21 protein-coding genes and 1 riboswitch are annotated in these 26332 nt (G+C 66.4%); of the genes, 12 read left to right on the plus strand and 9 right to left on the minus strand.

From position 1 onward, the window contains the following. Nucleotides 1–19: 19 nt before the first annotated feature. Nucleotides 20–3565 (minus strand): ATP-binding protein, encoded by a 3546-nt coding sequence (locus tag CLM74_RS16195; protein WP_105164510.1) that lies wholly within the window; start codon nt 3563–3565, stop codon nt 20–22. Nucleotides 3566–3730: 165 nt separating this feature from the next. Here CLM74_RS16195 and CLM74_RS16200 point away from each other — a divergent pair, with 165 nt between their 5' ends. Genes CLM74_RS16200 through CLM74_RS16210 form a run of 3 tightly spaced genes read left to right on the plus strand, consistent with a single transcriptional unit; the run spans nt 3731 to nt 5520 of the window. After that, nucleotides 3731–4375 (plus strand): YceI family protein, encoded by a 645-nt coding sequence (locus CLM74_RS16200; RefSeq protein WP_105164511.1) that lies wholly within the window; start codon nt 3731–3733, stop codon nt 4373–4375. Then, complete coding sequence (locus CLM74_RS16205) at nt 4372–4944, plus strand: cytochrome b (RefSeq protein ID WP_025877835.1); 573 nt, start codon at nt 4372–4374, stop codon at nt 4942–4944. The genes CLM74_RS16200 and CLM74_RS16205 overlap by 4 nt, the downstream gene beginning before the upstream one ends. A gap of 3 nt (nt 4945–4947) precedes the next feature. Then, nucleotides 4948–5520 carry a YceI family protein gene (locus tag CLM74_RS16210; RefSeq protein WP_099843332.1) on the plus strand — a complete coding sequence of 191 codons (573 nt, stop codon included), beginning with the start codon at nt 4948–4950 and terminating at the stop codon, nt 5518–5520. Nucleotides 5521–5605: 85 nt separating this feature from the next. Here CLM74_RS16210 and CLM74_RS16215 read toward each other — a convergent pair whose 3' ends face one another. Beyond that, nucleotides 5606–5836 carry a glutaredoxin family protein gene (locus tag CLM74_RS16215; RefSeq protein ID WP_025877830.1) on the minus strand — a complete coding sequence of 77 codons (231 nt, stop codon included), beginning with the start codon at nt 5834–5836 and terminating at the stop codon, nt 5606–5608. Between the two features lie 101 nt (nt 5837–5937). On the opposite strand from CLM74_RS16215, the gene CLM74_RS16220 reads away from it, so the two are divergent. Together CLM74_RS16220 and CLM74_RS16225 are read left to right on the plus strand one after the other, a co-directional pair. Beyond that, nucleotides 5938–7320, plus strand: a complete 1383-nt coding sequence (locus CLM74_RS16220) for an L-serine ammonia-lyase (RefSeq protein WP_025877828.1) — start codon at nt 5938–5940, stop codon at nt 7318–7320. A 137-nt stretch (nt 7321–7457) separates the two neighbouring features. Continuing rightward, entirely contained in the window at nt 7458–8453 is a 996-nt protein-coding gene (locus CLM74_RS16225; protein WP_105164512.1) for an alpha/beta hydrolase, read from the plus strand. Between the two features lie 97 nt (nt 8454–8550). Here the strand turns inward: CLM74_RS16225 and CLM74_RS16230 are convergent, their stop codons facing one another. Genes CLM74_RS16230 through CLM74_RS16240 form a run of 3 tightly spaced genes read right to left on the minus strand, consistent with a single transcriptional unit; the run spans nt 8551 to nt 11878 of the window. Continuing rightward, nucleotides 8551–9618, minus strand: coding sequence for a homoserine dehydrogenase (locus tag CLM74_RS16230; RefSeq protein WP_032976589.1), 1068 nt, complete (start codon nt 9616–9618; stop codon nt 8551–8553). Next, nucleotides 9615–10850 carry an O-succinylhomoserine (thiol)-lyase gene (locus CLM74_RS16235; RefSeq protein ID WP_088100574.1) on the minus strand — a complete coding sequence of 412 codons (1236 nt, stop codon included), beginning with the start codon at nt 10848–10850 and terminating at the stop codon, nt 9615–9617. Before CLM74_RS16235 ends, CLM74_RS16230 begins: the two co-directional genes overlap by 4 nt. Continuing rightward, entirely contained in the window at nt 10847–11878 is a 1032-nt protein-coding gene (locus tag CLM74_RS16240; RefSeq protein ID WP_025877822.1) for a homoserine O-succinyltransferase, read from the minus strand. Before CLM74_RS16240 ends, CLM74_RS16235 begins: the two co-directional genes overlap by 4 nt. Nucleotides 11879–11954: 76 nt before the next feature. After that, a riboswitch (SAM riboswitch) is annotated at nt 11955–12073 on the minus strand. Nucleotides 12074–12210: 137 nt separating this feature from the next. Here CLM74_RS16240 and CLM74_RS16245 point away from each other — a divergent pair. From CLM74_RS16245 to CLM74_RS16260, 4 genes are all read left to right on the plus strand, one after another. Then, nucleotides 12211–13095: a M23 family metallopeptidase gene (locus CLM74_RS16245; RefSeq protein WP_032976586.1), complete on the plus strand. Its 885-nt coding sequence runs from the start codon at nt 12211–12213 to the stop codon at nt 13093–13095. Nucleotides 13096–13169: 74 nt separating this feature from the next. Beyond that, nucleotides 13170–14774: a peptide chain release factor 3 gene (locus tag CLM74_RS16250; RefSeq protein ID WP_025877820.1), complete on the plus strand. Its 1605-nt coding sequence runs from the start codon at nt 13170–13172 to the stop codon at nt 14772–14774. 96 nt (nt 14775–14870) lie between these two features. Continuing rightward, entirely contained in the window at nt 14871–15509 is a 639-nt protein-coding gene (locus CLM74_RS16255) for a hemolysin III family protein (RefSeq protein ID WP_025877819.1), read from the plus strand. A gap of 113 nt (nt 15510–15622) precedes the next feature. Further along, nucleotides 15623–17596 carry an AsmA family protein gene (locus CLM74_RS16260; protein ID WP_105164513.1) on the plus strand — a complete coding sequence of 658 codons (1974 nt, stop codon included), beginning with the start codon at nt 15623–15625 and terminating at the stop codon, nt 17594–17596. 571 nt (nt 17597–18167) lie between these two features. On the opposite strand, the gene CLM74_RS16265 is transcribed toward CLM74_RS16260, so the two are convergent. From CLM74_RS16265 to mtgA, 3 genes are all read right to left on the minus strand, one after another. Next, nucleotides 18168–18599: a CBS domain-containing protein gene (locus CLM74_RS16265; protein WP_025877817.1), complete on the minus strand. Its 432-nt coding sequence runs from the start codon at nt 18597–18599 to the stop codon at nt 18168–18170. Beyond that, complete coding sequence (locus CLM74_RS16270; protein ID WP_025877815.1) at nt 18559–19578, minus strand: glycosyltransferase family 2 protein; 1020 nt, start codon at nt 19576–19578, stop codon at nt 18559–18561. The genes CLM74_RS16265 and CLM74_RS16270 overlap by 41 nt, the downstream gene beginning before the upstream one ends. A 105-nt stretch (nt 19579–19683) precedes the next feature. Beyond that, the gene (mtgA, locus tag CLM74_RS16275) at nt 19684–20433 is read right to left on the minus strand and encodes a monofunctional biosynthetic peptidoglycan transglycosylase (RefSeq protein ID WP_025877813.1); all 750 of its coding nucleotides are present in this window, start codon (nt 20431–20433) and stop codon (nt 19684–19686) included. A 77-nt stretch (nt 20434–20510) separates the two neighbouring features. Here mtgA and CLM74_RS16280 point away from each other — a divergent pair, with 77 nt between their 5' ends. From CLM74_RS16280 to CLM74_RS16290, 3 genes are all read left to right on the plus strand, one after another. Further along, a complete protein-coding gene (locus CLM74_RS16280) occupies nt 20511–21404 on the plus strand; it encodes an Hsp33 family molecular chaperone HslO (protein ID WP_033831777.1) in 894 nt (297 codons plus the stop codon). Nucleotides 21405–21524: 120 nt separating this feature from the next. Then, the gene (locus CLM74_RS16285; RefSeq protein WP_032952038.1) at nt 21525–22379 is read left to right on the plus strand and encodes a hypothetical protein; all 855 of its coding nucleotides are present in this window, start codon (nt 21525–21527) and stop codon (nt 22377–22379) included. A 375-nt stretch (nt 22380–22754) separates the two neighbouring features. Continuing rightward, nucleotides 22755–25517, plus strand: coding sequence for a TonB-dependent receptor (locus CLM74_RS16290; protein ID WP_025877809.1), 2763 nt, complete (start codon nt 22755–22757; stop codon nt 25515–25517). A 138-nt stretch (nt 25518–25655) separates the two neighbouring features. On the opposite strand, the gene CLM74_RS16295 is transcribed toward CLM74_RS16290, so the two are convergent. Then, on the minus strand, nt 25656–26258 hold the full coding sequence (locus CLM74_RS16295; RefSeq protein WP_025877807.1) for a TetR/AcrR family transcriptional regulator: 603 nt from the start codon (nt 26256–26258) through the stop codon (nt 25656–25658). Nucleotides 26259–26332: the final 74 nt, after the last annotated feature.

The following is a 26332-nucleotide window of genomic DNA, read 5'->3' on the forward strand; positions in this document are numbered from 1 at the left end:
ACGCCGCAGGATGCCGTGCTCAGCTGATGATCTGGCGTTTGCTGCGCGCCTGGGCAATCGCCGCCACCAGCAGATCGCCGGTCACCGGCTTGCGCAGGAAACCATCGAATCCGGCCGCAAGCACCTGCGCCTCGGCATAGGCATCCGAGCGCGCGGTAACGGCCACCAACGGCAGTTCGTAGCCCATCGCGCGCAGTTGGCGGGCGATGGCGGTGCCATCGAGTGCCGGCAGGTCGAGGTCGAGCAGGCCGACGTCGAACCCCTCGGTGGATATTTCCGACAGTGCGCCCAGGCCATGCAGCACATGCACCACCTCATGGCCACGGCTGCGCAGCAGACCGGCGATGACCTCGGCAACGGTGGCATCGTCCTCGACCAGCAGGATGCGCAGTGCAGGCAGCATCGGCGACGCTGCCTCGCCAGGGCTGGAGGCCTGCTGCCGGCTCCACGGCAGCGGCAGCCGCACGGCGAAGCGTGCGCCACGCCCCGGCTGGCTGTCGACATCGATGCGGCCGCCCATCGCCACCGCCAGCTCCTGGCAGATCGCCAGGCCCAGCCCGCTGCCACCATAGCGCGAGGCGGTACGCGGGCCATCGGCCTGTTCGAAGCGGTGGAACAGGCGCTGCTGCTGCTCGGCATTGATGCCCGGCCCGCTGTCGCTGACCTCGAACGTCACCGCGCCACCGTCGTCGTCCAGGCGCGCCGCCAGGCCGACATGGCCACGCTCGGTGAACTTGATCGCGTTGCCCAGCAGGTTCAGCAGGATCTGGCGGACGCGCATCTCATCGCCACTGACGCAGATCGGGCCTGGCAATGCCTCCCCGCGCTGGAACGCCAGCCTGCGCTGTTGCGCCATCGGCTGCATCAGCGCCTGCACCTGGTCCAGCAGTCCGCCCAGGTCGAACGGGCGGATGTCCAGTTCAAGCCGGCCGGCCTCGATCCGGGCCAGGTCCAACGCATCGTTGACCAGGCGCAGCAGATGGCTGCCGGCCTGCTGGATCGAACCGGCATAGCTGCGCTGCACCGGGTCCAGTTCGGTGGACAGCAGCAGTTCGCTCATGCCCAGTACACCGGTCATCGGCGTACGTACTTCGTGGCCCAGGGTCGCCAGGAAGCGGCTCTTGGCCTGCGATGCCTGCTCGGCGATCTGCTGCTTGTGCACCGTCAACTGCCACTGCTGGCGTCGCCGCAGCCGCCTGCGGATCGACCACAGCAGTGCCAACAGCAACAGCGAGCCCAGCATTGCATAGCCGAAAATCGCCATGCCGCTGCGCCACCAGGGGGGCAGTACCTTGATGTGCAACTGCTGCGAGGGCGTCCACGGACCACTGGCCGTCGCGGCCTGCACCTCGATGGCGTAGGTGCCGGGCGGCAGCCGCGACAACGTGCGTTGGCCGTCCCCGCCCTGTTCCACCCAGTTCTGGTCGTATCCCTCCACGCGGAACCGATAGCGGTTGCCCTGCGGGTTGGCGTAGGACAGCAGCCGTGCATCGATCTGCAGGTCACGGTCGTCGGGCCCCAGCAACAGCAGGCCGGAGGTCGGCAAGGGCTGCCAGCCGCGCGCATCATCGCGACGGACGCGAACCTGCGCGATCACCAGCTGCGAGGGTGGCAGCTCGGCATCGGCAGCATTCGGATCGAAGCCCACCATGCCGGTCTGGGTAACGGCCAGCACCCGGCCATCGGCATCGATCGCCGGTGGGCGTCCGGTGAACTCGGCATCAAGCAGGCCGTCGCGTTCATTGAAGATTTGCAGGCGACGCTGTTTCGGATCCCAGCGCAGCAGGCCGCGGGGCGTCGTCGCCCACAACTGACCGTTTGCGGCCAGGGCCAGCCCACCCATGCTGACCGGCGGCACGCCGGCACTGGCATCGACGCGCTGGATCAGGCGCAGGCTCAGGCCATCCCACTGGTAGCGCTCAAATGCGCCCTGGCGTGCGATCCACAACTGCCGGGGATCGATCCATACCAGATCGTAGATGGGCCCCCTGGAAACGCCGGACACCGCTTCGAAGCGGTCTCCCTGCTCGCGCCAGATGCCCATTTCCCCGACCACCCAGGCGTGCCCACTGGCATCGAAGCGGATCTGCTCGACCGGCGCGTCGGTGCTGCCTCGCAGCGTAGCGCCGTCGAAACTGCGCAGCAGGCGGCCGTCGGCACTGCGCTGTTGCAGGCCCAGGTTCATCACCGATACCCAGACCGTGCCATCGGGGGCCTGCCGCATCAGATCGATCCGCTGCCGAAGGTCGGCGCCACCGCCAATGCGCCAGTCGCGCAGCACACCGGTGGCGGGGTCGTAGACGCTGATGCGCCCCGCGCGGCCGAGCCACAGCCTGCCGTCGGGACGTGGCAGCACCGACCACACCGCGCCGCTGCCCAGTTCGCGGTCGCTGACCAGCAGGCTCAACGTCCCCTGTGCATCGATCTGGTAGACGCCATGCGCAGAGCCGACGTAGTAGCTGCGACCGTCGCTGGCAGCGCTCAACAGGTACTGGCTGTCCAGCGGTTTGCCATCGAACTGGTACCAGGTTGAAAAGCGTCGCCAGTCGGGCGGCAGGTAAGCCAGGCCCTGGGTCAGCAGTGCGACCCACAGCCCTCCCTCATGGTCCTGCATCAGGTCGAGCACGCCACTGTGGCCGGTCAGGAAACCACTGCCACGGTCGCCTTCCAGCCTACGCAGCACCTGGCCGTCACCACGCAGCAGGCCATCGGAGGTTCCCGCCCAGTAGCCTCCGTGGCTGTCGGCCAGGACCAGTGCCGAGCGCAGGCGGGCACTGTCGGCCCAGGCCGGTCGCGTCACCCGATCCTGCGCATCGATGCGGTACAGGCCGTCGTTCTGCGTACCGACCCAGATTGCGCCATCGGCATCGCGGCTCAGCCGCAGCACGCTCACCGCCGCCAGTTCGCGCGGCGCCACGGCTTCGAAGGCGTGGCCGTTCCAGCGCGCCACACCGGCTTCGGTGCCCACCCACAGCCGTCCCTGCGCATCCACCAGACTGCTGAAGACGGTGTCACTCGGCAGACCGCCGGGCTGCGCCCGATCATGCTGGAAATGGCGCAGCGAGCCATCTTCGCCGACGCGGCAGACCCCATGGCTGCTGCTGCCGACCCATAGCGCATCCTCGGCGTAGGCCAGGGTCCAGAACTGTCCCTGGCACCCTTCAGTGACGGAATCGAAGGTCTTGAAACGTTCGCGGTCGGCATCCAGCCGGGCCAGCCCCTTGCCGTTGATGCCAACCCATACCCGGTCGAGCGGGTCGACCAGCAGGGTTTCGATCTCGTTGCCGGGCAGCGAATCCGGTTGTGCCGGGTCGTGCTGCCAGACCCGCAACTCACCGCCGTCATAGCGGGCCAGGCCGCCGTCGGTGGCGGCCCACACGCGGCCCTGTCGGTCTTCGGCCAGCGCCACCACCATGCGCGAGGGCAGTCCCTCGGCCGCGCCGAAACGGCGCAGGCGCGGTGTTTCACCGGCCATGTCCAAGGTCGCCGCTGCAGCCGAAAGCGCCAACAGCACCAGACCTGCTCCTGCAATGCCTTGGCACCACCGGCGCCAGCCGCTCTTCATCCTGAACCCCCTGTCCTGTGCCGATTGTCACACAGGGCTGCAGCCATCGCTGCAACAGCCTGTTTCCGGCCACATCGGCACCACGAACTGTTGCAGCCGTGCACACAGCGTTGCGCGGGGGCTATGGGTATGATCGAGCGGTCTTTTTCCCGGAGCCCCCCGCCGATGCGCCACTGCCTGGCCCTGCTGCCGATGCTGCTTGCCGTGGCCCCCGCCTGGGCAGGCAACGAGGCCTACCGCATCGATCCGGTGCACACCCGTGTGCTGTTTGCGATCGACCATGCCGGCTACTCGCAGGCGCTGGGTACGATCTCCGGAAGCCAGGGCCAGTTGCAGTTCGATAGCGACAACTGGCGCGATGCGACACTGGACGTCGAGATTCCTGTGTCGCGATTGGACCTTGGTGATTCCAAGTGGAACCAGGCAACCCTGGCGCGCAGCCTGCTCGATGGCGAACGCTTCCCCACCGCCCGCTTCGTCTCCCGCCATGTCGAACCGATCGATGCCCGCCATGCGCGGGTACTGGGCACGCTGACCCTGCGCGGGGTCAGCCAGGAAGTCGCGCTGGAGGTAACATTGAACCAGGTCAAACGCTATCCGCTGCCACCCTTCCGGCGTACGGCCGGCTTCTCCGCCACCACCACGCTGAGCCGGCGTGCCTTCGGCATCACCGCCTGGCCAGGCGTGATCGGTGATGCGGTGCAGGTGCGGATCGAGGCTGAAGCCACGCTCGACCGCAGCGATTCTCCGGGAACTCCCCCGCCCCAACCCCACTCCGACAACCAGACGGCCCCCAAGGACCCTTCATGACCGCCAAGAACACCCCTGCCGCCTGGGGGAGTGTCAGCCAGACCCTGCACTGGCTGATCGCACTGCTGATTCTCGCCCTGGGCATCGTCGGCCTGACCATGGGCGAGCTGCCGAAGACGCCCAAGTATTTCTGGGTCTATACCGCGCACAAGTCGATCGGCATCACCGTGCTGGCACTGGTGGTGCTGCGCCTGGGCTGGCGCCTGTATGCCGGTGCCCCCAAGCCGGTACCCGGCGTGCCGGGCTGGCAGGAGCGCATCGCCAGTGCCACCCATGTGCTGCTGTATGTGCTGATGTTCGCCATCCCGTTGTCGGGCTGGCTGTACGACTCGGCCAGCGGCCTGCGTCCGTTCCGCTGGTTCGGTCTGGTCGATGTGCCCAAGCTGAGCGGACCGGATCCGCAGATCGTGGCGGTATCCCATGCCCTGCACGAATACGGCTTCTGGCTGTTGATCGCGGTGGTGCTGGCCCATGCCGGTGCCGCCTTCTACCACCACCTGTTCCAGCGCGATGCCACCCTGTCCCGGATGTTGCCGCGTGGCTGGCTCGCCTCTCCCCAGAAGGACTGACCGATGAACCTGAAACTGACCACCCCGGCCGCTGTGGCCGCCGCCCTTGCCGGCATGCTGGCCACCGCACCGGCGCTCGCCGCCGATTACGCCCAGGCGCCGGGTGCCGGTTCGTTCCTGGCCTTTGCCACCAAGTACGACGGTGAAGTGTTCACCGGCAGCTTCCCGGGCTTTGCCACCAAGCTCAGCTTCGACCCGGCCAATCCGTCCGCAGGTTCGCTGGACGTGGTGATTCCACTGGCCGGCGCCAAGAGCGGCAACAGCGACCGCGACTCCACCCTGCAGGGCGCGGATTTCTTCAACGTCGGCAAGTTCGCTACCGCACGCTACACCGCCAAGGGCTTCCGCGCGCTCGGCAACGACCAGTTCGCCGCCGACGGCACGCTGGAACTGCGCGGCGTGAGCAAGCCGGTCACCTTCACTTTCACCTGGAAGCCCGGCGCGCAGCCGGTGCTGACCGGCAAGGCCACGGTCAAGCGCCTGGACTTCGGTGTCGGTGGCGGTGACTGGGCTGATACCAAGACCATCCCGGACGAAACCGCGATCAGCACGATCGTGAAGTTCGACGCGAAGTAAGACGCCTTCGTCCTGGTAGCGCCGGGCCATGCCCGGCGACTTCCACCGCTGGCCGCGCTTCGCGCTCGCCAGGCATGGCCCGGCGTTACCTGCCTGCCAACAGCCAGGCCTGCACCGTGGCCGCATCGAACGGCCAGTCCAGCTCCCGCCCACCGCGCTCGTCGCGCAGCACCGGCACCCGCGCCCCATAGCGCGCCTCCAGCGCCGGCTGGTCATCGAGGAACACCGATTCGAACTCGGGCGCCCGCGCCCTGGCCAGTTCGGCCAGGGCCATGTCACACAGATGGCAGTCGTCACGCTGGAACAGGGTCAACACCGGGGTTTGCTCCCTTGGCGGAAATGCTGCGCCGCAGTCATGGAAGTGCGGCGTGAACCGCTAGAATAGCGGTCTCTCCCGGTACCCGCAGTACGGCAACCATGGCTGTCAGCACGTTCGACGTTTTCAAGATCGGCATTGGCCCGAGCTCCTCGCACACCGTCGGGCCGATGAGGGCCGCCGAGCGCTTCATCCATCGGTGGCTGCTCGACCCGGGCAAGCTTGCGCAGGTCGCGCGCATCCGTGCCGACGTGTACGGCTCGCTGGCACTGACCGGTCGCGGCCACGGCACCGACAAGGCGATCCTGCTCGGCCTGGAAGGGCAGCGTCCGAACCTGATCGACCCGGACATCATTCCGTCCACGCTGGAGCGCATCCGCAGCAGCAAGCGGATCATGCTGATGGGCCAGCACGAGATCGCCTTCGACGAAAAGCGCGACCTCGGGCTGAACAAGCGGCAGAAGCTGCCCTACCACACCAACGGCATGCGCTTCACCGCGTACAACGCCGATGACGAAGTGCTGGCCACCCGCGATTACTACTCGGTCGGTGGTGGCTTTGTGGTCAACCAGGACGATGCGGCCGATGACCGTATCGTGCCTGACGAAACGCCGCTGCCCTACCCGTTCAAGAGCGGCGACGAGCTGCTGGCGCAGACCGCGCGCAGTGGCCTCAGCATCGCCCAGTTGATGTTCGAGAACGAGAAATGCTGGCGCAGCGAGGACGAGATCCGCGACAACCTGCGCGAGATCTGGAGCGCAATGCAGGCCTGCGTGGCGCGCGGCATCCGCGAGGAAGGCGTGCTGCCGGGTGGCCTGAAAGTGGGCCGCCGCGCGCCGGCGCTGTACCGCGAGCTGTCGTCGAAGCCGGAAGCGGCGATGCGCGACCCGTTGACCACGCTGGACTGGGTCAACCTGTACGCACTGGCCGTGAACGAAGAGAACGCTGCCGGTGGCCGCGTGGTCACCGCACCCACCAACGGCGCGGCGGGTGTACTGCCGGCGGTGCTGCACTACTTCGACCGCTTCTGCCCGGGCGCGAACGAACAGCGGGTGTTCGACTTCCTGCTGACCTCGGCGGCGATCGGCATCCTGTACAAGGAGAACGCCTCGATCTCCGGCGCCGAAGTGGGCTGCCAGGGCGAGGTCGGCGTAGCCTGTTCGATGGCCGCCGGTGGCCTGGTCGCGGCGCTGGGCGGCAACCCGAGCCAGATCGAGAACGCGGCGGAAATCGGCATGGAGCACAACCTGGGCCTGACCTGCGATCCGATCGGTGGCCTGGTGCAGATCCCGTGCATCGAGCGCAACGCGATGGGTGCGGTGAAGGCGATCAACGCCTCGCGCATGGCCATGCGCGGCGACGGCAAGCACAAGGTGTCGCTGGACAAGGTCATCAAGACCATGCGCGATACCGGCCGCGACATGCAGGACAAGTACAAGGAAACCAGCCGCGGCGGCCTGGCGGTGAACGTCATCGAGTGCTGATGGTCGGCAGGGCCAGGCATGGCCTGGCTCTACTGCAGGGCCGGGCATCGACCCGGCTCTGCAGTGCCGTTCTCGACCGGACAACACCGTCACCGTTTTCCGGTTAGGCTCGGGCATCCCCTGCCCCGGAATGTCCCATGCGCGTGATCGCCACCGCCCTGCTCGCCTGCCTTCCGCTGTCCGCTCTCGCTGCGCCAACCTACGGGCCGCGGCTGGAGGGCTTCGACTACGGCTATCCAGTGAAGACCTTCGCACTGGAATCGCAGCGCCAGGCCTTGGAGATGGCCTATCTGGATGTTGCGCCGAAGAAGAAGCCGATCGGCGTGGTGGTGCTGCTGCATGGCAAGAACTTCTGCGCGGCAACCTGGAAGGAGACGATCAAGCCGCTGGTGGCGGCAGGCTACCGGGTGATCGCGCCGGACCAGGTGGGTTTCTGCAAATCCAGCAAGCCCGAGCGCTACCAGTATTCGTTCGGGCAGCTGGCCGACAATACCCACGCGCTGCTGCAGCAGCTGCAGCTGGGTGATGTACCGGTGCACGTGGTCGGCCATTCGATGGGCGGCATGCTGGCCATCCGTTATGCGCTGATGTATCCGCAGGACATGCGCAGTCTTTCGCTGGTCAATCCGATCGGGCTGGAAGACTGGAAGGCGCTGGGCGTGCCCTGGCGCAGCGTGGATGCGTGGTATGCCGGCGAAATGAACATCAGCTATGACAGCATCCGCCGCTACCAGCTGGATGTGTACTACGACGGCAAGTGGAAGCCGGCGTATGAACCGTGGGCGCGCATGCAGTCGGGCATGTACGAAGGCGTGGGCAAGCAGCAGGTGGCCTGGAGCCAGGCACTGACCTCGGACATGGTGTTCAACCAACCCGTCGTCTACGAACTGAAGAACCTGCAGGTGCCGACCACCTTGTTCATCGGCCAGAAGGACCGCACGGCGATCGGCCGTGACCAGGCATCGCCCGAACTGAAGGCGACGCTGGGCAACTACCCGGCACTGGGCAAAGCGGCAGCGGCGGCGATACCCGGCTCGACCCTGGTCGAGTTCGCGGCACTGGGCCATTCGCCGCAGGTGCAGGACCCGAAGCAGTTCAATGCCGCATTGTTGAAGGCACTCAAGGCGCGTTGAAGTTCCATAACCGCCGGGCATGGCCCGGCGCTACGAGCTACGAGGATCGGTGTGGGTAGCGCCGGGCCACGCCCGGCGAGCGCAGCGGCGGCCGGGCTCACCCCACGATCCGCAGCACGTCATCCAGCAGCGCCGCTGCGGTCACTTCCGCACCCGCGCCCGGCCCCTGGATCAACAGCGGCTGCGCGCGGTAGCGATCGCTGTGGATGGCCACGCGGTTGTCGGTGCCCGCGCCCTGCGCCAGCGGATGGTCGGCAGCCAACTCACGCAGGCCCACCTGCGCACCCTCGCCATCGACGCGCCCGACAAAACGCAGCACCCGGCCGTTGTCGCGCGCCCGCTGCCAACGTGCCTGCAGCGGTGCATCCAGCTGCTCCAGCGCATTCACTGCATCTTCCAGCGGCAGCGCAGCCAGCGCATCCGGCACCAGTGAGTCGACCTGCACCTGCGACGCGTCCAGCGCCAATCCGCTGCTGCGGGCCAGGATCAACAGCTTGCGGCGCACATCCTCGCCGGAAAGATCCAGCCGCGGGTCCGGCTCGGTGTAGCCGGCCGCCAGCGCTTCACGCACCGCCGCCGAGAACGGCGACTGGCCGTCATAACGATTGAACAGCCACGCCAGCGAACCGGAAAGCACGCCCTCGATGGCATGGATGTGGTCGCCACCGGCAACCAGCGCGCGCAGGCTGCTGAGCAACGGCAGGCCGGCGCCGACGGTGGCGCTGTCGCCGTAACGCGCACCACTGTCGGCGCAACGATCGGCGATGGCCTGCGCGCGCGACAGCTGCGCACCGCGGCCAAGCTTGTTGGCGGTCACCACGTGCACACCGCGCGCCAACCACTGCACGTGGCGCGCCGCTACATCTTCGCTGGCGGTGGCATCGACCACCACGTCGCCACGCTCCAGCCCTTCAGCGCTGGCCCACGGCGGCGAACTCTGCCCATCACGCGGCGCACGCCGTGCCAGTTCCAGCGGCAACGCCAGATCGCGGTCAATCGCCAGCGCGGTGCGTGAATTGGCCAGCCACTGCACGCTGGGCAGTTCCAGCCCACGCGCCTGCAACGCCTGGTAGCGCTGCACGAAGGCCGAACCGACGGTGCCGGTTCCGAGCAGCGCCAAGCGGCCAGTACCCAGCAGCGGAATCTCGACAGGCAAAGCGCTCATGCGTCTGCCACCTGTTTGCCGCGCGCCACCGCATCGATCACCGCCTCGGCGCGCGCCAGAGCGCTGGCCAGATCGGCCAGCAGGTCGCGCTCGCCCTCGATACCGACCGACAGACGCAGCAGGCCTTCACTGATGCCCGCAGCCGCGCGTGCTTCGGCAGTCATTGCGGCGTGGGTCATGGTCGCCGGGTGTGCGATCAGGCTTTCCACGCCTCCCAGCGACTCGGCCAGCGTGAAGTAACGCAGGCCATCGACAAACGCACGTACAGCAGCATGCGGATCATCGCCGGCACAGCTGGCCAGTTCGAAGGACAGCATCGCGCCGAAACCACTCTGCTGACGCGCGGCAACGGCGTGGCCCGGATGATCGGCCAGGCCCGGGTAGTAGACCTTGGCCACCGCAGGATGCGCATCAAGCAGCGCCACGATCGCGGCGGTGTTTTCCTGGTGCGCGCGCAGGCGTGCATCCAGCGTACGCAGGCCGCGCAGGGTCAGGAACGCATCGAACGGTGAGCCGGTAAGGCCCAGGGCATTGCCCCACCACACCAGCTGTTCATGCACGGCGGGATCGCGGGCAATCACCGCACCACCGACCACGTCGCTGTGGCCGTTGATGTACTTGGTGGTGGAGTGCAGCACCAGGTCCGCGCCGAACGACAGCGGTTGCTGCAATGCCGGCGACAGGAACGTGTTGTCGACCACCACCAGCGCACCGGCTTTGTGCGCCGCGTCGATCACGAAGCGCAGGTCGGTGATGCGCAGCAGCGGGTTGGACGGGGTTTCCACCAGCACCAGCTTCGGCTGCGTGGCCAGGGCCTGGGCCAGCGCGCGCGGGTCGGTCAGGTCGGCAGTGACCAGTTCGAAATGGCCCTTCTTCGCCAGCGCGTTGAACAGGCGCCAGCTGCCGCCGTACGCATCGTGTGGCACCACCAGGGTGTCGCCGGGCTGCAGCAGTGCGTTCAGCACCAGGTTGATCGCGCCCATGCCGGTGGCGGTCACCACACCGCCGGCGCCGCCTTCCAGTTCGGCCAGCGCCTCACCCAGCAGGTCGCGCGTGGGATTGCCACTGCGGGTGTAGTCGTACTGGCGCTTGTTGCCGAAGCCTTCAAAGCTGAAGTTCGACGACAGCACGATCGGCGGCGTGACCGCGCCGTGGGCGGTGTCCCGATCGATGCCGGCGCGGACGGCGGCGGTGGTGCGACAACAGGACGGTTCAGCGGCGTGCAGGCTCATGCGGACTCTCCAGAAGTGCGGAAGGCGGTGGCGAGGATCGCGTCGATGCGATCGGTTTCTTTCAGGAAGGCGTCGTGACCGTAGGGCGAGCGCAGCACGCGCAGGCTGCCGCGTGGGCCCAGTCCCTCGACCAGGCCGACCAGGTCGGCAAGCGGAACCAGGCGGTCGCCTTCAACGGCAACCACCACGGTCGGCGGCAGGATCGCGCTCGGGTCCACGCGGTGCAGGTCGATCGACTCGGACAGGCGCAGGTAGGCATTGACCGGCGTGCGCGCGACGTACTGCGCACCAGCCGCGTCGAGATAATCTTCGGCCGCGACACGGACGCGGCCATTGACCACCTCCGGTGCTGCGTCGAAGCGTTCGCCGAATTCTTCCGGTGTGCGGTAGCTGAGCATGGCGAACTGGCGGGCCAGCGCCAGGCCGTGGTCTTCGCCACACTGCAGCTGGCCCAGCGCCACGGCACGGCGCTGCAGCGCACGCCACGCGGCGGCATACGGGTGCGGGCGGTGCGCACCGCTGGCCAGCACCAGCTGGCGTACCCGGGCACGGTGGCGGATCGCGAACTGCTGGCCGACCAGCGCGCCGTAGGAATAGCCGACGAATGCCTTCAATGCGCGGATGCCGAGGTGATCCAGCAGCAGCGCCAACGCATCGGCCTGGTCGGCGGTATCGATCGGCACATCCAACGCACCGTCAGCGCCGATGAAATCGAACGCGAGCACACGCAGCTGCTGCGGATCCAGTGCGCGGCCACTGCCGACCAGGCCTTCGGCCCAGCCCTTTTCGCTGAACTGCGCATTCGAGGCCACATGGCGGTGCGCGGAAATGCCGCCGGCCAGCACCACCACCGGTGCGTTGACCGGACCGACCCACTCATAGCGCAGGCGCACCGGGCAGGGGCCGGCATGACGCATCGACAGCACGGCGGCGAACTCGCCGCGCTCGGCGTGCACGCGGTCATCGACCGGCACGCTGACGGGGACAAAGGGTTCGGGGCGAAGCACGGTGCTGGTGGCGAAGCTCATGGCGGGTTCCGGTAGGGAAATCGGCCATCGAGCCTTCGCGGGGCTCGCGTTCGAAGTGCACGTTGGGTGCAGGTTCGAACCATCTTTCGGTGGACGCCACGGTCCCCGCAGGATTTGGCACCTACGCAGGCGCTTTCGCGTCTGCGGGCTGCCCCGGCTTCAAAGGGCCTGTCCCTCTGCCGGTCTCGATGGTGGAGCCACGATGCCAGTCCTTTTCGGGCATGTCAATCCCTTCATGCGGATAAAGAGATGGATGAATGCAAAGCCCCCACCCTTCCCCCGTCCCGACAGCTTGCGTAGAGTCCCGGCGGTCCATGTCGCTGGAGCCTTCGATGCGCCGCCTGCCCCTGCCCTGCCTCCTGCTGCCCCTGTTGGCGAGCGCCCCCGCGAACGCTGCCGACTGGCGCCAGGGCTGGGGACTGGTGCCACAGACGCCGGCCGCGCGCACGGCCGGCGCCACGCCGCACGCGGCGCCGATGGCCCGCCTGCGCCTGCAGTCGCTGGGCGACCAGTGGCAGGCGCGGATCGACAACCCACTGTCCGGCCCGGTGCAGATCGAGCTGCGCGCCGCCCCCGGCACACAGGTGGAGGGCCTGCCGCTGCAGTCACTGGTGCAGGCCACCGGCAGCCTGGTGGTGGGCCATCTTCCCTCTCCTGCCAACGGCAAGGCACTGGATCTTCGTCTGCAGTCGGTGCCGGGCAATCCGGCCGCGCGCGCCGAAGACGTCGCCTATCGCCTGCCGTTCCAGGCTGCCCAGCTGCGCGTGGACCAGGCGCCGCAGGGCCGGTTCAGCCACGATGACGAGGAGAACCGCGACGCCATCGACTTTGCCCTGCCCGAAGCAACGCAGGTCCTGGCCGCCCGCGAGGGCACGGTGATGCAGGTACAGGACGGTTTCCGCGGCAATGGCCTGGACCGTGAACGCGATGCCGGACGCGCCAACTTCGTTCGTATCCTTCACAGCGACGGCAGCATGGCGATGTACGCCCACCTGCAGGCCGGCGGCATGCGCGTGCGTCCCGGCCAGGCCGTGCAGGCCGGGCAGCCGATCGGCCTGTCCGGCAACAGTGGCTACAGCACCGCACCGCACCTGCACTTCGTGGTGCAGCTCAACCGGGGCATGGGGCTGCGTTCGGTGCCGGTGCGCATCCTCGCCCCGCAGGGCGAATTGCACTTCGCCCGTGAGGGCAGCGGGGACGCCAGCGCCGGGCGCTGACCCGCCGACGCCGGCAGGCCGGTATAATCGGGCGCTTATCTCTTTGAAAAGCGCCCCGTGCGGGCGCCACTGCCATGTCCGAAGTCGCCACCGAAGCGTCGCGTCGCCGCACGTTCGCCATCATTTCCCACCCTGACGCCGGCAAGACCACGCTGACCGAAAAGCTGCTGCTGTTCGGAGGCGCGATCCAGATGGCCGGCTCGGTGAAGGGCCGCAAGGCTGCCCGCCACGCCACCTCGGACTGGATGGCGCTGGAAAAGGAGCGCGGCATCTCCGTCACCTCCTCGGTGATGCAGTTCCCGTACGAAGGCAAGATCATCAACCTGCTCGACACCCCGGGCCACGCCGACTTCGGCGAGGACACCTACCGCGTGCTGACTGCGGTGGACTCGGCGCTGATGGTGATCGACGTGGCCAAGGGCGTGGAAGAGCGCACCATCAAGCTGATGGAAGTGTGCCGCCTGCGCGACACCCCGATCATGACCTTCATCAACAAGCTCGATCGCGAGGGCAAGGAGCCGATCGACCTGCTGGACGAGGTTGAAAGCGTGCTCGGCATCCAGTGCGCGCCGGTCACCTGGCCGATCGGCATGGGCCAGCGCCTGAAGGGCGTGGTCCACCTGATCACCGGCGAAGTGCATCTGTACGAGCAGGGCCGCAACTTCACCCGTCAGGATTCGACCATCTTCCCCTCGATCGATTCGCCCGGGCTGGCCGAGAAGATCGGCGAGCGGATGCTGGCCGACCTGCGCGACGAACTGGAACTGGTGCAGGGTGCCAGCCACCCGTTCGACCTGCAGGCCTACCGGGCCGGCAAGCAGACCCCGGTGTTCTTCGGTTCGGGCGTGAACAACTTCGGCGTGCAGCCGCTGCTGGACTTCTTCGTCGAACACGCACCGTCGCCGCAGGCGCGCTCCACCACCGGTCGCGACGTCGCCCCGCAGGAGCCGAAGCTGACCGGCTTCGTGTTCAAGATCCAGGCCAACATGGATCCGCAGCACCGTGACCGCGTGGCGTTCATGCGCGTCTGCTCGGGCCGGTTCACTGCCGGCATGAAGACCCTGCACGTGCGCACCGGCAAGGACATGAAGCTGGCCAATGCGCTGACCTTCATGGCCAGCGACCGTGAAATCGCCGCCGAGGCGTGGCCGGGCGATGTCATCGGCATCCACAACCACGGCACGATTTCCATCGGCGACACCTTCACCGAAGGCGAGGCGATCACCTTCACCGGCATCCCCAACTTCGCCCCGGAACTGTTCCGTCGCGCCCGCCTGCGCGATCCGCTCAAGCTCAAGCAGCTGCAGAAGGGCCTGGCACAGCTGTCCGAGGAAGGCGCGACCCAGTTCTTCCGTCCGCTGACCAGCAACGACCTGATCCTGGGTGCGGTGGGCGTGCTGCAGTTCGATGTGGCTGCCTACCGCCTGAAGGACGAATACGGCGTGGAAGCCACCTTCGAGCAGGTCAGCGTGACCACGGCGCGCTGGGTCCACTGCAGCAACGAGAAGAAGCTGGAGGAGTTCCGCGAGAAGAACGCGCTGAACCTGGCCCTCGACGCGGCCGGCCACCTGGTCTACCTGGCACCGACCCGGGTCAACCTGCAGCTGGCGCAGGAACGTGCGCCGGACGTGCGTTTCTCGGCAACCCGTGAAGCCGCGCATACGGTCACCGGCAACTGATTCCAGCGACCATACGGTGGCGGGGGTGCACGCGCCCGCCATCGCGGCGATGATAGGGGGGTGCAGGTCCCCCTCCCTGCAGACGATGCCCATGCCATGTCCACGACTTCCGTTGATTCGATCCGCGAAGAAATTGCCAGCGCCCTGACCCACGGGCTGGGTGCGGTGCTTGCCCTGGCCGCCAGCGCGGTGTTGATCACCCTGGCCGCGATCTACGGCGATGGCTGGCAGCTGGCCAGTGCGATCGTGTTCGGCATCGCCCTGCTGCTGCTGTACACCGCCTCCACGCTGTACCACGCCATCCAACACCCGCAGGCCAAGGGCCGCCTGAAGGTGTTCGACCATTGCGCGATCTATGTGCTGATCGCCGGTACCTATACCCCGTTCACCCTGATCGGCCTGCGCGGCCCCTGGGGCTGGGGCATGTTCACCGCGATCTGGGCGCTGGCGCTCGGCGGCGTGGTGTTCAAGCTGTTCTACACCGGCCGCTTCAAGCTGCTGTCCACGGTGATCTACATCGCCATGGGCTGGCTGGTGGTGGTGGCGATCAAGCCGATGTGGGCCTCGATCGATGGTGGCACCCTGGCTTGGCTGTTCGGCGGCGGCCTGTCCTATACGCTGGGCACGTACTTCTACCACCGCGAATCCATCCCCTATTCGCATGCGATCTGGCATCTGTTCGTGATCGGTGGCAGCGTCTGCCACTTCGTCGCCGTGACTCGACAGGTGCTGTGACCCCGTATTGAGGGTAACGCCAGGCCCCTGGCCGGCGAGCAGGCACCGGCTCTGCACACGATGCACATGATCGCTTCGCGCCCCGTCCACCCCGACGGGGCAACCATGGCGGTGTGAATGCTGCCTCTGCTCCTGCTGCTCCCAAGGCGTCGCGCTGGCGCCTGCGTCGTCCCGGTCGCCGCGGGCAGCGCTGGCTCGCCGTGCTGGTGTTCCTGCTCGCGGCACTGCTGGTCCTCATCGCCCTTTGGGATTGGAACTGGTTCAAGGGCCCGGTCGAACGTGCGGTACAGGCGCGCACCGGCCGCGCCCTGCACATCGGCAACCTGGATGTCGACCTCGGCCGCACCAGCACCGTGCGCGCCGATACCCTCACCTTTGCCAATGCGCCCTGGGCGAAGCAGCCCACCATGGTCAGCGCCGACCGGGTCGAGATCGACGTACGGGTGTGGCCGCTGCTGCGTGGCAGCGTGCAATTGCCCGAAGTGCGCCTGACCCGCCCGGACGTACTGCTGGAAACCGCCCCGCGCAAAGGTGACCCCGGCAACTGGAACTTCCTCAGCGACAGCAAGGGCGGCACCACGCCGCAGCTCAAGCGCCTGCACATCGACGATGGTCGACTGCAGTTCCTCGACGCACTCGGCCGCACCGACATCCTGGTGAACGTTCGCAGCGGGCAACCGAAACAGGCCGACGCCGCACCACCGTTGCTGGTGGCCGGCAAGGGCCGCTGGCAGGGCAATCCCTTTACCCTGAGCGGCGGCACCGAATCGCCGCTGGAACTGACCGACAGCGCACACCCCTTCCGCATCCATCTGGATGGCCGCGCCGGGGCCACCCATGCCGTTGCCAGCGGCACCTTGACCAACCCGTTCCAGCTGCAGGTATTCGACCTGCAGTTCGCGCTGAGCGGTCAAGACCTGGCCGACCTGTATCCATTGCTGGGCATCGCCATTCCGCCTTCCCCGCCCTACGCACTGGATGGCCGCCTGAAGCGCGATCACCAGGTGTGGCGCTACGAGCGCTTCACCGGCAAAGTCGGCGACAGCGACCTGGGCGGCGATGTGCAGTTCGATGTCTCCAGGGAACGCCCTCGGATGACCGCGAACCTGGTGTCGCGCCGCCTCGATTTCGATGACCTTGCCGGCTTCGTCGGTGCCCCCCCGAAGACCGGTGGCGGCGAGACTGCCAATGCAGAACAGCGGGCCGAGGCTGCGCGCGTGGCCGCCAGCGCCAAAGTGCTGCCGGCCACGCCGTACAACCTGGGCAAGCTGCGCGCGATGGATGCCGACGTGCGCTGGAAGGCCCAGCGCATCAATGCACCCAAGCTGCCGCTGGACGACATGGATGCACACCTGCTGCTGGACGATGGTGTACTGCGGCTGGACCCGCTGAACTTCGGCGTTGCCGGCGGTGACATCCGCAGCACGATCCGCATGGATGCACGTCGCCCGCAGATTGCAACCTCGTTGAAGGCCAGCGTGCGCGGCGTGCAGCTGGGCCAGTTGTTCCCCGACGCCAAGCTGGCCGAACAGGCCAAGGGGGGTATCAGCGGCGCCATTGACCTGACCGGCAACGGCAACTCGATCGCCGCGATGCTCGGCAGCAGCAGCGGCAACGTGGCGCTGGGCATGGGCCGCGGCCACGTCGGCAACCTGCTGATGGAAGTGGCGGGACTGGACATCACCGAGTCGTTGAAATTCCTGTTCACCGGCGACAAACAGATTCCGCTGCGATGCGCCTTCGCCGACTTCGGCGTGCGCGAGGGCCTGATGCATACCCGGTCGATGGCAGTGGACACCACCGATACGATCATCCTCGGCGAGGGCGATGTCAGCCTGCGCGATGAAACGCTGGACCTGCTGCTGAAGCCACGACCGAAGGACAGGAGCATCCTGGTGCTGCGCTCGCCGCTGCGCATCGGCGGCACCTTCAAGGACCCGTCGTTCCGCCCGGACTTCAAGGCGCTGGGTATCCGGGGTGCGGTGGCGTTGACGCTGGGCAGCATCGCGCCGCCGGCGGCACTGCTGGCCACCATCGAACTGGGGCCGGGCAAGGATGCCGACTGCGGTGGGCACTACGCGAAGTAGAGCGGGCGTTCGGCGCCCTACTGCAAATGGGACGAGGGTGACGGGTGGCCCAGGCAGGACACGCCGTGAACCCCGCTCCGCGGTCCGGCCCAGCCGCTGGCGGCTGTGCGTTCGGGCGCTTGCGAAGCAGTGCTTCGCAAGCAAAGCGCCCTCACCCATGGGGGCTCGATGGCGCCATCCATGGCGCCAACGGTCCTGCCTGGGCCACCCGTCACCCTCCCGACAGTTTCCTGCGCGCGCGAAACGAGAGCAGGAATTCAAGATCAAAAGAAGAAAGCAGAATCAAAAGCAGTGCCAACCAAGGTTGGCATCTACCAACGGCAGATAGTCAGGGTGAAGGCCGCCGCGCTCGCAGGAACGTGTCCTGAGGCGGAGGGCATGGCCGTGCAGGACCGTTGGCGCCATGGATGGCGCCATCGAGCCCCCATGGACGGGTTTACGGCGTGTCCTGCACGGCCATGCCCTCCGCCTCCCCGGCATGTCAGGCAGGCGCTGCCTTGGCTTTGGCTTTGGCTTTGGCAGTTGCTTGAAAAAGCGGGCCGGCGGGCCGCAGGCCCGCCAGCGACAGAACTCACCCCGCCACGATGTACTGCTGCAGCTGATCCAGCTCGCGCCGCTGCGCATCGATCACCGACTTCACCAGGTCACCGATGGAAATCACCCCCAGTACCTGCCCGCCCTCGACCACCGGCAGATGGCGGATGCGGTAATCGGTCACCAGCTGCAGGCAGTGTTCCACCTGCTCACCGGGACTCACCGTCACTACTTTCGCGGTCATGATTTCCGACACTGCGGTGTCACGCGACGAACGATCGTGGAGCACGATCTTGCGTGCGTAATCACGCTCGGAGAGGATCCCGACCAGTCGCGGGCCATCCATCACCAGCACCGCGCCGATGCCCTTCTGCGCCATCAACCGGATCGCATCGATCACCGCCGCGCCTGGCGCGACCGCATGCACTTCAGGGGACTTGCCGTCCAACAGTTGCCGTACCGACGTCATCTGCCTGCCCTCCCAGGGTGGGTTGCAGCTCCGAGTCTGCCACGGAAGGGGCCAACCATGCGTCAACCAGGTACAACGGCCGTTGCTTGGACTCCTCGTACAGGCGTCCCAGGTACTCGCCGATAAGCCCCAGCGCGATCAACTGCACGCCCCCGAGGAACAGGATCACCGCCATCATGGTCGGCCACCCGGCCACCCGGTCGCCGTACAACGCTGCCTTCGCAATCACCCAGATGGCAAACACGAAGGCCACGCCTGCGGTGGCCAGCCCCATGTAGGTGGCCGCCCGCAGCGGGACCGTCGAGAAGCCGGTGATCCCTTCCAGTGCGAAGTTCCACAGCCGCCACAGGCTGAACTTGCTGCTGCCGGCCAAACGGGCATGCCGGTGATACGGCACCGCCACGCGGCGGAAACCGACCCAGCTGAAGAGCCCCTTCATGAACCGGTGACGTTCGCGCATCTCGCGCAATGCGCTCAGCGCGCGCGGCGACAACAAGCGGAAATCGCCGGTATCGGCCGGAATGGGCGTGCGCGAGAGGCGACCAATCACCCGGTAGAACACCGATGCGGCAGCACGCTTGCTCCAGCTCTCACCGTCACGTACCAGGCGCGTGCCGTAGACGTTGTCGTAGCCCTGCCGCCAACGTTCGACAAAGTGCGGCACCAGTTCCGGCGGGTCCTGGCCATCAGCGTCGAGGATCATCGCCGCGCCTTCGCGCACATGGTCCAGGCCGGCGGTCAGCGCCGCCTCCTTGCCGAAGTTGCGCGACAGCTTCAGCGCCGATACCCGCGGGTCGGCCTGGGCCAGCGAGGCGATCAACGACCAGGTCGTGTCACTGCTGCCGTCATCCACGTACAGGATGTGACCATCGATTCCGGCCAGGCCGTCCAGTACCGCGCACAATCGCGGATGCAGCTGGGGCAGCACCAGCTCTTCGTTGTGTGCGGCGATGACGAAGGTAAGACGCTCACGAGTCATCGCCGGATTGTACGTCGTTGACGGGGATGCAGCCCGTCAGTCCAGCGTTCGAAATACCCGCTTCCCGCATCGGAAGGCACCACGGACATCTGGGGTCGTGGCGCCTCAGTCCTCCGCCAGGTACCCCGCTCCACCCAGCTGCCGTGCCTGCCGCTGGATCCACGCCGCACGACGCTGAACGTAGGGGCCTGGCTTGGCCGCGTTGTAGCGGCGCGGCGCCGGCAGCACTGCCGCCAGACGCGCGCTCTCGGCAGGGCTCAGCCGCGCGGCGTCCTTGCCCCAGAATGTCTGCGCCGCTGCCTGGGCGCCATACACACCGTCGCCGAACTCGGCGATGTTGGCGTACATCTCCAGGATCCGCTGCTTCGGCCAGAAGGCTTCGATCAGCACCGTGTACCAGACCTCCAGGCCCTTGCGGATCCAGCTGCGGCCCTGCCACAGGAACAGGTTCTTGGCCACCTGCTGGCTGATCGTGCTGGCCCCGCGCAGGCGCCCGCCCCGCGCGTTGTGGTCGCGCGCCTTTTCAATGGCCTGCAGGTCGAACCCGCTGTGGTCGGGGAAGCGCTGGTCTTCTGCGGCCACCAGCGAAATCGGCAGGCTCGGCGCCATCTGGTCAAGGTCCCGCCACTGGTAGTGCAGCCGGTAGGACCAGTCGCCTTCACCCAGTGCCTCACCGAAACGCCAGACCATCACCGTGGACAGCGGCGGATCGATGAAACGCAGCACCAGGACCTGCAGGCAGCTGAAGGCCACGAACAGCACCGGCAGCCACAGCAGCCGCTTCCAGCGCCAGCGCCTGCGCGGTGCCGCGTCGGCGGCGGCCACTACCTTGTCCTGCTCTCCCCCTGCCCCCATTACTGGTGCATCCTTCTTATGCTTGGTTGTCGGCGCATTATCCGGCAACCATCCCCGTTTCCGCGCGATGTGAGCCGATGACCGCCCAATCCGATTCCCTTATCCGTTTCCTGCTCCCCGATGCCGGTGTCCGTGGCGTCCACGTGCGCCTGCAGGCCACCTGGCAGGACATCCAGTCCCACGGCGAGTATCCGGACAGCGCCACCGAACTGCTCGGCGAAGCCTGCGTGGCATCGGCCCTGTTCACCGGCCACACCAAGGTGGACGGCCGCCTGTCGATCCAGCTGCGCAGCAATACCGCCCTGCGTACCCTGTTCGCCGAATGCACCGCCGCCGGCACCCTGCGTGGCATCGTCCAGATTGCCGAGGGCGGTGACGCCCCCCGCGACCTGACCGACCTTGGCCAGGACGCCCTGCTGGCCATTACCATCGAGAATCCCGGCCTGGACCCGCGCGAACCGCAGCGCTACCAGAGCCTGGTCGCACTGACCGCGCCGGAATTGGATGAAGCATTCGAAGACTACTTCCGCCAGTCCGAGCAGTTGCCGACGCGGCTGCTGCTGGCCGCCGGCCGCGACGGCACTGCCGGCCTGCTGCTGCAGAAGCTGCCGGGCGACGAAGGCGACGACGATGGTTGGTCCCGCGCCAGCGCGCTGTTCGACACCCTGGGCAAGGCGGAGCTGCTGGCCACCCCGGCCGAGGAACTGCTGCACCGGCTGTTCCACGAGGAGAAGGCGGAGCTGGTGGGTGACAAGGCCCTGTCCTTCGCCTGCTCCTGCTCGCGTGAACGGGTCGCCTCGATGCTGTTCTCGCTGGGCGAGGAAGAGGCCCGTGCGGCTGCCGAAGACACCGGCGCCGTAGACGTACGTTGCGAATTCTGCGGACAGGAGTATCACTTTCCGTTGACGGAGTTCGGCATACTGTTCCACGGTGCCCAGGGGGCTGTACCGGCACCTGAACGACTTCAGTAATACCAAATGAGTCTTGTATCTGGGGAGGAACAAGGCTTGTTAAGAATTCATAAACACCCTAGGATCGAGTTCCCGCCCCAGCGGGAACTTTCACTGCCCGTCCCTGTCTGAACTGGTCCGATGCGTACCTTCCTGCGTCTACCGCTGGCCCTTCTGATCGCCCTTGGCGCGATCACGGGCGTGCACGCGCAGAGCAAGGACACCCGCACCGTCATTCCGGTCTGGAACAAGGGCAGTGGCAAGGTCGAGGCCCTGCTGTACCTGGAACCGACCGGCGAGCAGGCCGTGGGCGCACGCTGGCATTTCGGCCGCAATTCGCTCGATGCTGCGTTCGGCCTGTCTTCGGGCGACTCGCTCGGCCTGCTGTGCAACAGCAGCAGCGGCTCCAGCATCAGCGGACTGGCCAGCCATTGCATGCTGGCCAGCCTGGGCGACGACGATGATGCCATCGGCTCCAACCGGCGCCTGACCGGTACCGCCGCGCTCAACCGTGGCACCGGCCGCCTGGGAATCACTGCCGGCACTGGCCGCGAGACCCTGCCCGCCTGGCTGGCCACGCCCAGCAAGACCCCGTCGCTGCGCGCCGAACAGAATGACCTGACCGTGTTCGCGCAGAAGAACATCGGTCGCGAAGGCTTTGTCTCCATCGCCGGCACCTATGCCAAGGCACGCCTGGTACCCCTGGCCGACGCCTCACCGGCCATCGTTGACCGATGGGACAGCAAGAGCCTGAGCCTGGGCGCCGGCTACGGCAATTTCAGCGGCAGCATCATCGGCCGCGTGGTTGACGTTCCCGGCAAGCCCGGCAAGTGGGAAGGCCTGGGCATCGGCCTGACCTGGCGCACCCCGTGGTCCGGCCAGCTCACCGTCGGCGCGGAAAACGTCATCAGCCGCGGCAAGAACCCGTTCTCCCCGCGCAACGAAAGCAACGATGACGGCACCGTGCCGTACGTGCGCTACGAGCAGGATCTGTAGTCGCTCATCGACCGCGAACAAGCTGTGTTGAACATCGGGCGCCCAGGGGCGCCCGAATTGTTTCTGGACACATCTGTCAAGTGCGAAAAGCACCTATCCGTTACAAACGGATACATCACGACATGCATCAACTGAAACTTTTTTGTGCGTCGAGGGCAGGCAGGCGCGGTTGCGCCCCTTCCCACATCCAGATAACTCATTGAAATAAAAGAAATCAAAGCGAATTCATGTGTAACCACAGCGTGAATTAACGCAGCTTTAATTTTTGGCTGGGGGCCGTTACTATCGATTCAGCCTCGCGATTTTGGAGCCTTCTTTTTTGGCACCGCCGCGCAGGCACTACCCCAGCCAAGATTTCTTGGAGAGAGAGAGCCAATGAATTTCCAGTCCAACAAGCTGCGTGACGCTGTCGTCGTCGCGCTGATCGCCGGTGCGGCGACGTCCGTAACGGCCCAGGCGCAGGAAGCGACCAACCTGGATCGCATCTCGGTGACCGGTTCGCGCATCAAGAGCACCGACATCGAAACCTCGCAGCCGGTCCTGAGCCTGACCCGCGCCGACATCGAAAAGCAGGGTGTGACCTCGGTCGCCGACATCCTGCAGCGCGTTGCCGCCAACGGTGCCGCCCTGAACCGCACCTTCAACAACGGCGGTGACGGCTCGGCCGGTATCAGCCTGCGCAACCTCGGCTCGGACCGTACCCTGGTGCTGGTCAATGGCCGTCGCTGGACCACCGGTCTGGACGGCAGCGTCGACCTGAACACCATCCCGACCGCGATGATCGAGCGCATCGACATCCTGAAGGACGGCGCTTCGACCATCTATGGTTCGGATGCCATCGCCGGCGTGGTGAACATCATCACCAAGCAGAACTTCGACGGCGCCGAAGCGAACTTCTACAAGGGCCAGTACAGCGACGGTGACGGCGAGCGTGAAGCAGCCGATTTCACCATCGGCACCACCACCGATCGCGCATCGCTGATGCTGGGTGTCTCCTACGTCAAGGAAGGCAAGGTCATGGCCGGCGATCGCAAGATCTCCGCCGGTGGCCCGCCGTTCTTCGACGGCCAGAGCAGCACCGGCATGCCGGGCTCCTACATCCGCAACGACGAGCGCTATGTGCTGATCAACGGCGTGGAGACGCCGTTCAACGCCAACGTCCACGGCTACAACACCGCCCCGGACAACTACCTGTTGACCCCGCAGGAACGTACGTCGCTGTTCGCTTCTGGTTCGTACAACGTTACCGACAACATCACCTTCCGTACCGAGGCGATGTACAACGAGCGCAAGTCCGAGCAGCTGCTGGCGGCCATGCCGGTCACCAGCATGCGCCTCAGCGCCAACAGCATGTACAACCCGACGGGTGAAGACCTGACCGGCGTCAACCGTCGTTTCAATGAAAGCGGCGGCCGTTCGTTCAACCAGAACGTCAAGAACTGGCACTTCTACGGTGGCTTCGAAGGCTTCTTCGAGTTCGCGGACCGTAACTTCGACTGGGATGTCGGCTACCGCTACGACAAGACCGACCAGAACGACCTGACCTACGGCCTGTTCAATCTGGCCAACCTGCGCAACGCTTACGGCCCGTCCGAAATGCGCGGCGGCGTGCCGGTCTGCGTCACCGCCCCGGGCGGCGACATCATTCCGGAGTGCGTGCCGGTCAACGCTCTGGGCCCGGAAGGCTCGATCAGCCAGGCCGCGCTCGACTACACTTCGTTCACCGCACACGATTCGGCCAGCCTGGTGTCCAAGGGCTACTACGCCAACATCTCCGGTGAAATCGTGCAGCTGCCGGCCGGTGCTCTGGCCTTCGCTGCCGGTTACGAGTACCGCAAGGAGACCGGTCAGTTCGATCCGGACGCCTTCATCGCTGCAGGCCTGAGCACCGGCAACGGCGCAAAGCCGACCAAGGGCGGCTACGACCTGGATGAAGTCTTCCTGGAACTGTCGATCCCGGTGCTGGCCGACCTGCCGGGCGCCAAGCTGCTCGACTTCAGCGCGGCGACCCGCTACTCGAAGTACAGCAACTTCGGCAATACCACCAACAACAAGTTCGGTTTCCGCTGGAAGCCGATCGACGACCTGATGATCCGCGGCAACTACTCGGAAGGCTTCCGCGCGCCGAGCATCAGCAACCTGTATGGCGGTGACGGCGACTCGTTCGAAACCTACGCCGATCCGTGCGCAGCTGCCAACGGCCCGACCGGTGCGGTGCTGGCCCAGTGTATCGCCCAGGGCGTTCCGGCTGGCTTCGTCCAGCCCAACACCAAGGACGACGATGGCGTTCCGCAGTCGGGCGCGGCCCAGACTGCCGAGCCGTTCACCTGGAAGTCGAACCCGAACCTGAAGCCGGAAACCTCGACCAGCAAGACGCTGGGCCTGGTGTGGAGCCCGAGCTTTGTCAGCGGCCTGAACGTGACCCTGGACTGGTGGCAGATCAAGATCGAAGACGCCATCACCCGTCCGGCGATCCAGGACATCATGAACTACTGCTACGGTGGTTCCCCGGCAGAACAGGCCGCGTACTGCGGTCTGATCACCCGTGATCCAGCCTACGGCACCATCGAAGAACGCTACACCATCACCAACGTCGACATGCCGCTGCAGAATCTGGCGTCGTACAAGGTGGAAGGCTGGGATCTGGGCGTGCTGTACCGCCTGCCGGAAACCTCGTTCGGCCAGTTCACCGTCAGCTGGGACAGCACCTACCTTTCCAAGTGGGAAACCAAGGCCACCGAAGATTCCGAGGTGGAAGGCCGCCAGGGTCGCTATCTCGACCAGGATCCGTACTGGCGCATCCGCTCCAACCTGTACGTCGACTGGTCCTTCGGCGACTTCGGCGTCAATTACGGCCTGCGTTACAAGTCCGGCATGACCGAAGACTGCCTGCTGGGCGGCGCACTGCGCAGCTACTGCTCCGATCCGGATGGCCGCAAGAACCACATGGGCTCGACCACTTACCACGACATCCAGGTGCGCTACAACACCCCGTGGAAGGGCACGATCATGCTGGGTCTGAACAACGCATGGGACAAGCAGCCGCCGGTCTCGTACTCGACCTCGTACAACATGTTCGACCCGCAGTACGACCTGCCGGGCCGCTACATGTACATGCAGTACAAGCAGAAGTTCTGATCGCTCCACTGATCAGCTGATGCAGCAACGGCCCCCCAAGGGGCCGTTGTTTTTTGTACGTTCGCTGCTGGCGTCAACACCAACGAAAAAGGCCGCGGCACTGCCGCGGCCTTTCTGCATCCAGCGATGAAGAACGCCTCAGCCGTTCGGAATCAGCGTGTCGATCAGATGCTCGACATACGCTTCAAAATCCTCGCGCGCCTGCTTGGGCTGCTGCAGCTGCAGCGACAACTGCAGGAAGCCGACATAGGCGGCGTAAGCCAGGCGTGCGCGATGGCGTGCATCGGTCGAGCTCAGGCCCGCCTGGCGGAACGAGGCGATCAGGTAATCGAGCCGTCGCTGCGACACGCGGTCGATCACCGGCCGCACCATCGGATGGTCCAGTGCCTTCAGCAACTCGCTGTAGATGATGTGCGGCTGCACTTCGTGCGCCACCATCTGGAACAGCTGACGCAGGCGCACGCGTGGATCCGGCACATCTTCCAGGCTGCCGAACACCTGTTCCTGCTCGAACAGTTCCCAGCGTTCCAGTGCCGCCTGCAGCAGCGCATCACGCGAGGGGAAGTGCCAGTAGAAGCTGCCCTTGGTCACGCCAAGGCGGCGCGCCAGCGGCTCCACCGCGACGGCGCTCACACCTTGCTCGGCAATCAGATCGAGGGCCGCCTGGGCCCAGTCTTCGGCACTCAGGCGGCTGTTGCGGCCGGCACGCGGTTCGCCGGCGGAAGCGTCAGGTTGATTCATGTGCTGATTTAACCATACGCCGGGGTTCGTTGCAGTACGCGGTTGCGGCCGAAACCGTCGGCAGCCGGGCCGAG

This window comes from Stenotrophomonas sp. MYb57 (assembly GCF_002966815.1).
GTDB classification, from domain to species: Bacteria; Pseudomonadota; Gammaproteobacteria; order Xanthomonadales; family Xanthomonadaceae; genus Stenotrophomonas; species Stenotrophomonas indicatrix.

Coding starts and splice junctions, on each gene's coding strand:
- CLM74_RS16195 (WP_105164510.1), bottom strand. CDS start 3,565: ATGAAGAGCGGCTGGCGCCGGTGGTGCCAAGGCATTGCAGGAGCAGGT.
- CLM74_RS16240 (WP_025877822.1), bottom strand. CDS start 11,878: ATGAGCTTCGCCACCAGCACCGTGCTTCGCCCCGAACCCTTTGTCCCC.
- CLM74_RS16235 (WP_088100574.1), bottom strand. CDS start 10,850: ATGAGCCTGCACGCCGCTGAACCGTCCTGTTGTCGCACCACCGCCGCC.
- CLM74_RS16280 (WP_033831777.1), top strand. CDS start 20,511: ATGACCGCCCAATCCGATTCCCTTATCCGTTTCCTGCTCCCCGATGCC.
- CLM74_RS16250 (WP_025877820.1), top strand. CDS start 13,170: ATGTCCGAAGTCGCCACCGAAGCGTCGCGTCGCCGCACGTTCGCCATC.
- CLM74_RS16265 (WP_025877817.1), bottom strand. CDS start 18,599: ATGACGTCGGTACGGCAACTGTTGGACGGCAAGTCCCCTGAAGTGCAT.
- CLM74_RS16295 (WP_025877807.1), bottom strand. CDS start 26,258: ATGAATCAACCTGACGCTTCCGCCGGCGAACCGCGTGCCGGCCGCAAC.
- CLM74_RS16285 (WP_032952038.1), top strand. CDS start 21,525: ATGCGTACCTTCCTGCGTCTACCGCTGGCCCTTCTGATCGCCCTTGGC.
- CLM74_RS16290 (WP_025877809.1), top strand. CDS start 22,755: ATGAATTTCCAGTCCAACAAGCTGCGTGACGCTGTCGTCGTCGCGCTG.
- CLM74_RS16270 (WP_025877815.1), bottom strand. CDS start 19,578: ATGACTCGTGAGCGTCTTACCTTCGTCATCGCCGCACACAACGAAGAG.
- CLM74_RS16220 (WP_025877828.1), top strand. CDS start 5,938: ATGGCTGTCAGCACGTTCGACGTTTTCAAGATCGGCATTGGCCCGAGC.
- CLM74_RS16230 (WP_032976589.1), bottom strand. CDS start 9,618: ATGAGCGCTTTGCCTGTCGAGATTCCGCTGCTGGGTACTGGCCGCTTG.
- mtgA (WP_025877813.1), bottom strand. CDS start 20,433: ATGGGGGCAGGGGGAGAGCAGGACAAGGTAGTGGCCGCCGCCGACGCG.
- CLM74_RS16205 (WP_025877835.1), top strand. CDS start 4,372: ATGACCGCCAAGAACACCCCTGCCGCCTGGGGGAGTGTCAGCCAGACC.
- CLM74_RS16200 (WP_105164511.1), top strand. CDS start 3,731: ATGCGCCACTGCCTGGCCCTGCTGCCGATGCTGCTTGCCGTGGCCCCC.
- CLM74_RS16255 (WP_025877819.1), top strand. CDS start 14,871: ATGTCCACGACTTCCGTTGATTCGATCCGCGAAGAAATTGCCAGCGCC.
- CLM74_RS16245 (WP_032976586.1), top strand. CDS start 12,211: ATGCGCCGCCTGCCCCTGCCCTGCCTCCTGCTGCCCCTGTTGGCGAGC.
- CLM74_RS16210 (WP_099843332.1), top strand. CDS start 4,948: ATGAACCTGAAACTGACCACCCCGGCCGCTGTGGCCGCCGCCCTTGCC.
- CLM74_RS16225 (WP_105164512.1), top strand. CDS start 7,458: ATGCGCGTGATCGCCACCGCCCTGCTCGCCTGCCTTCCGCTGTCCGCT.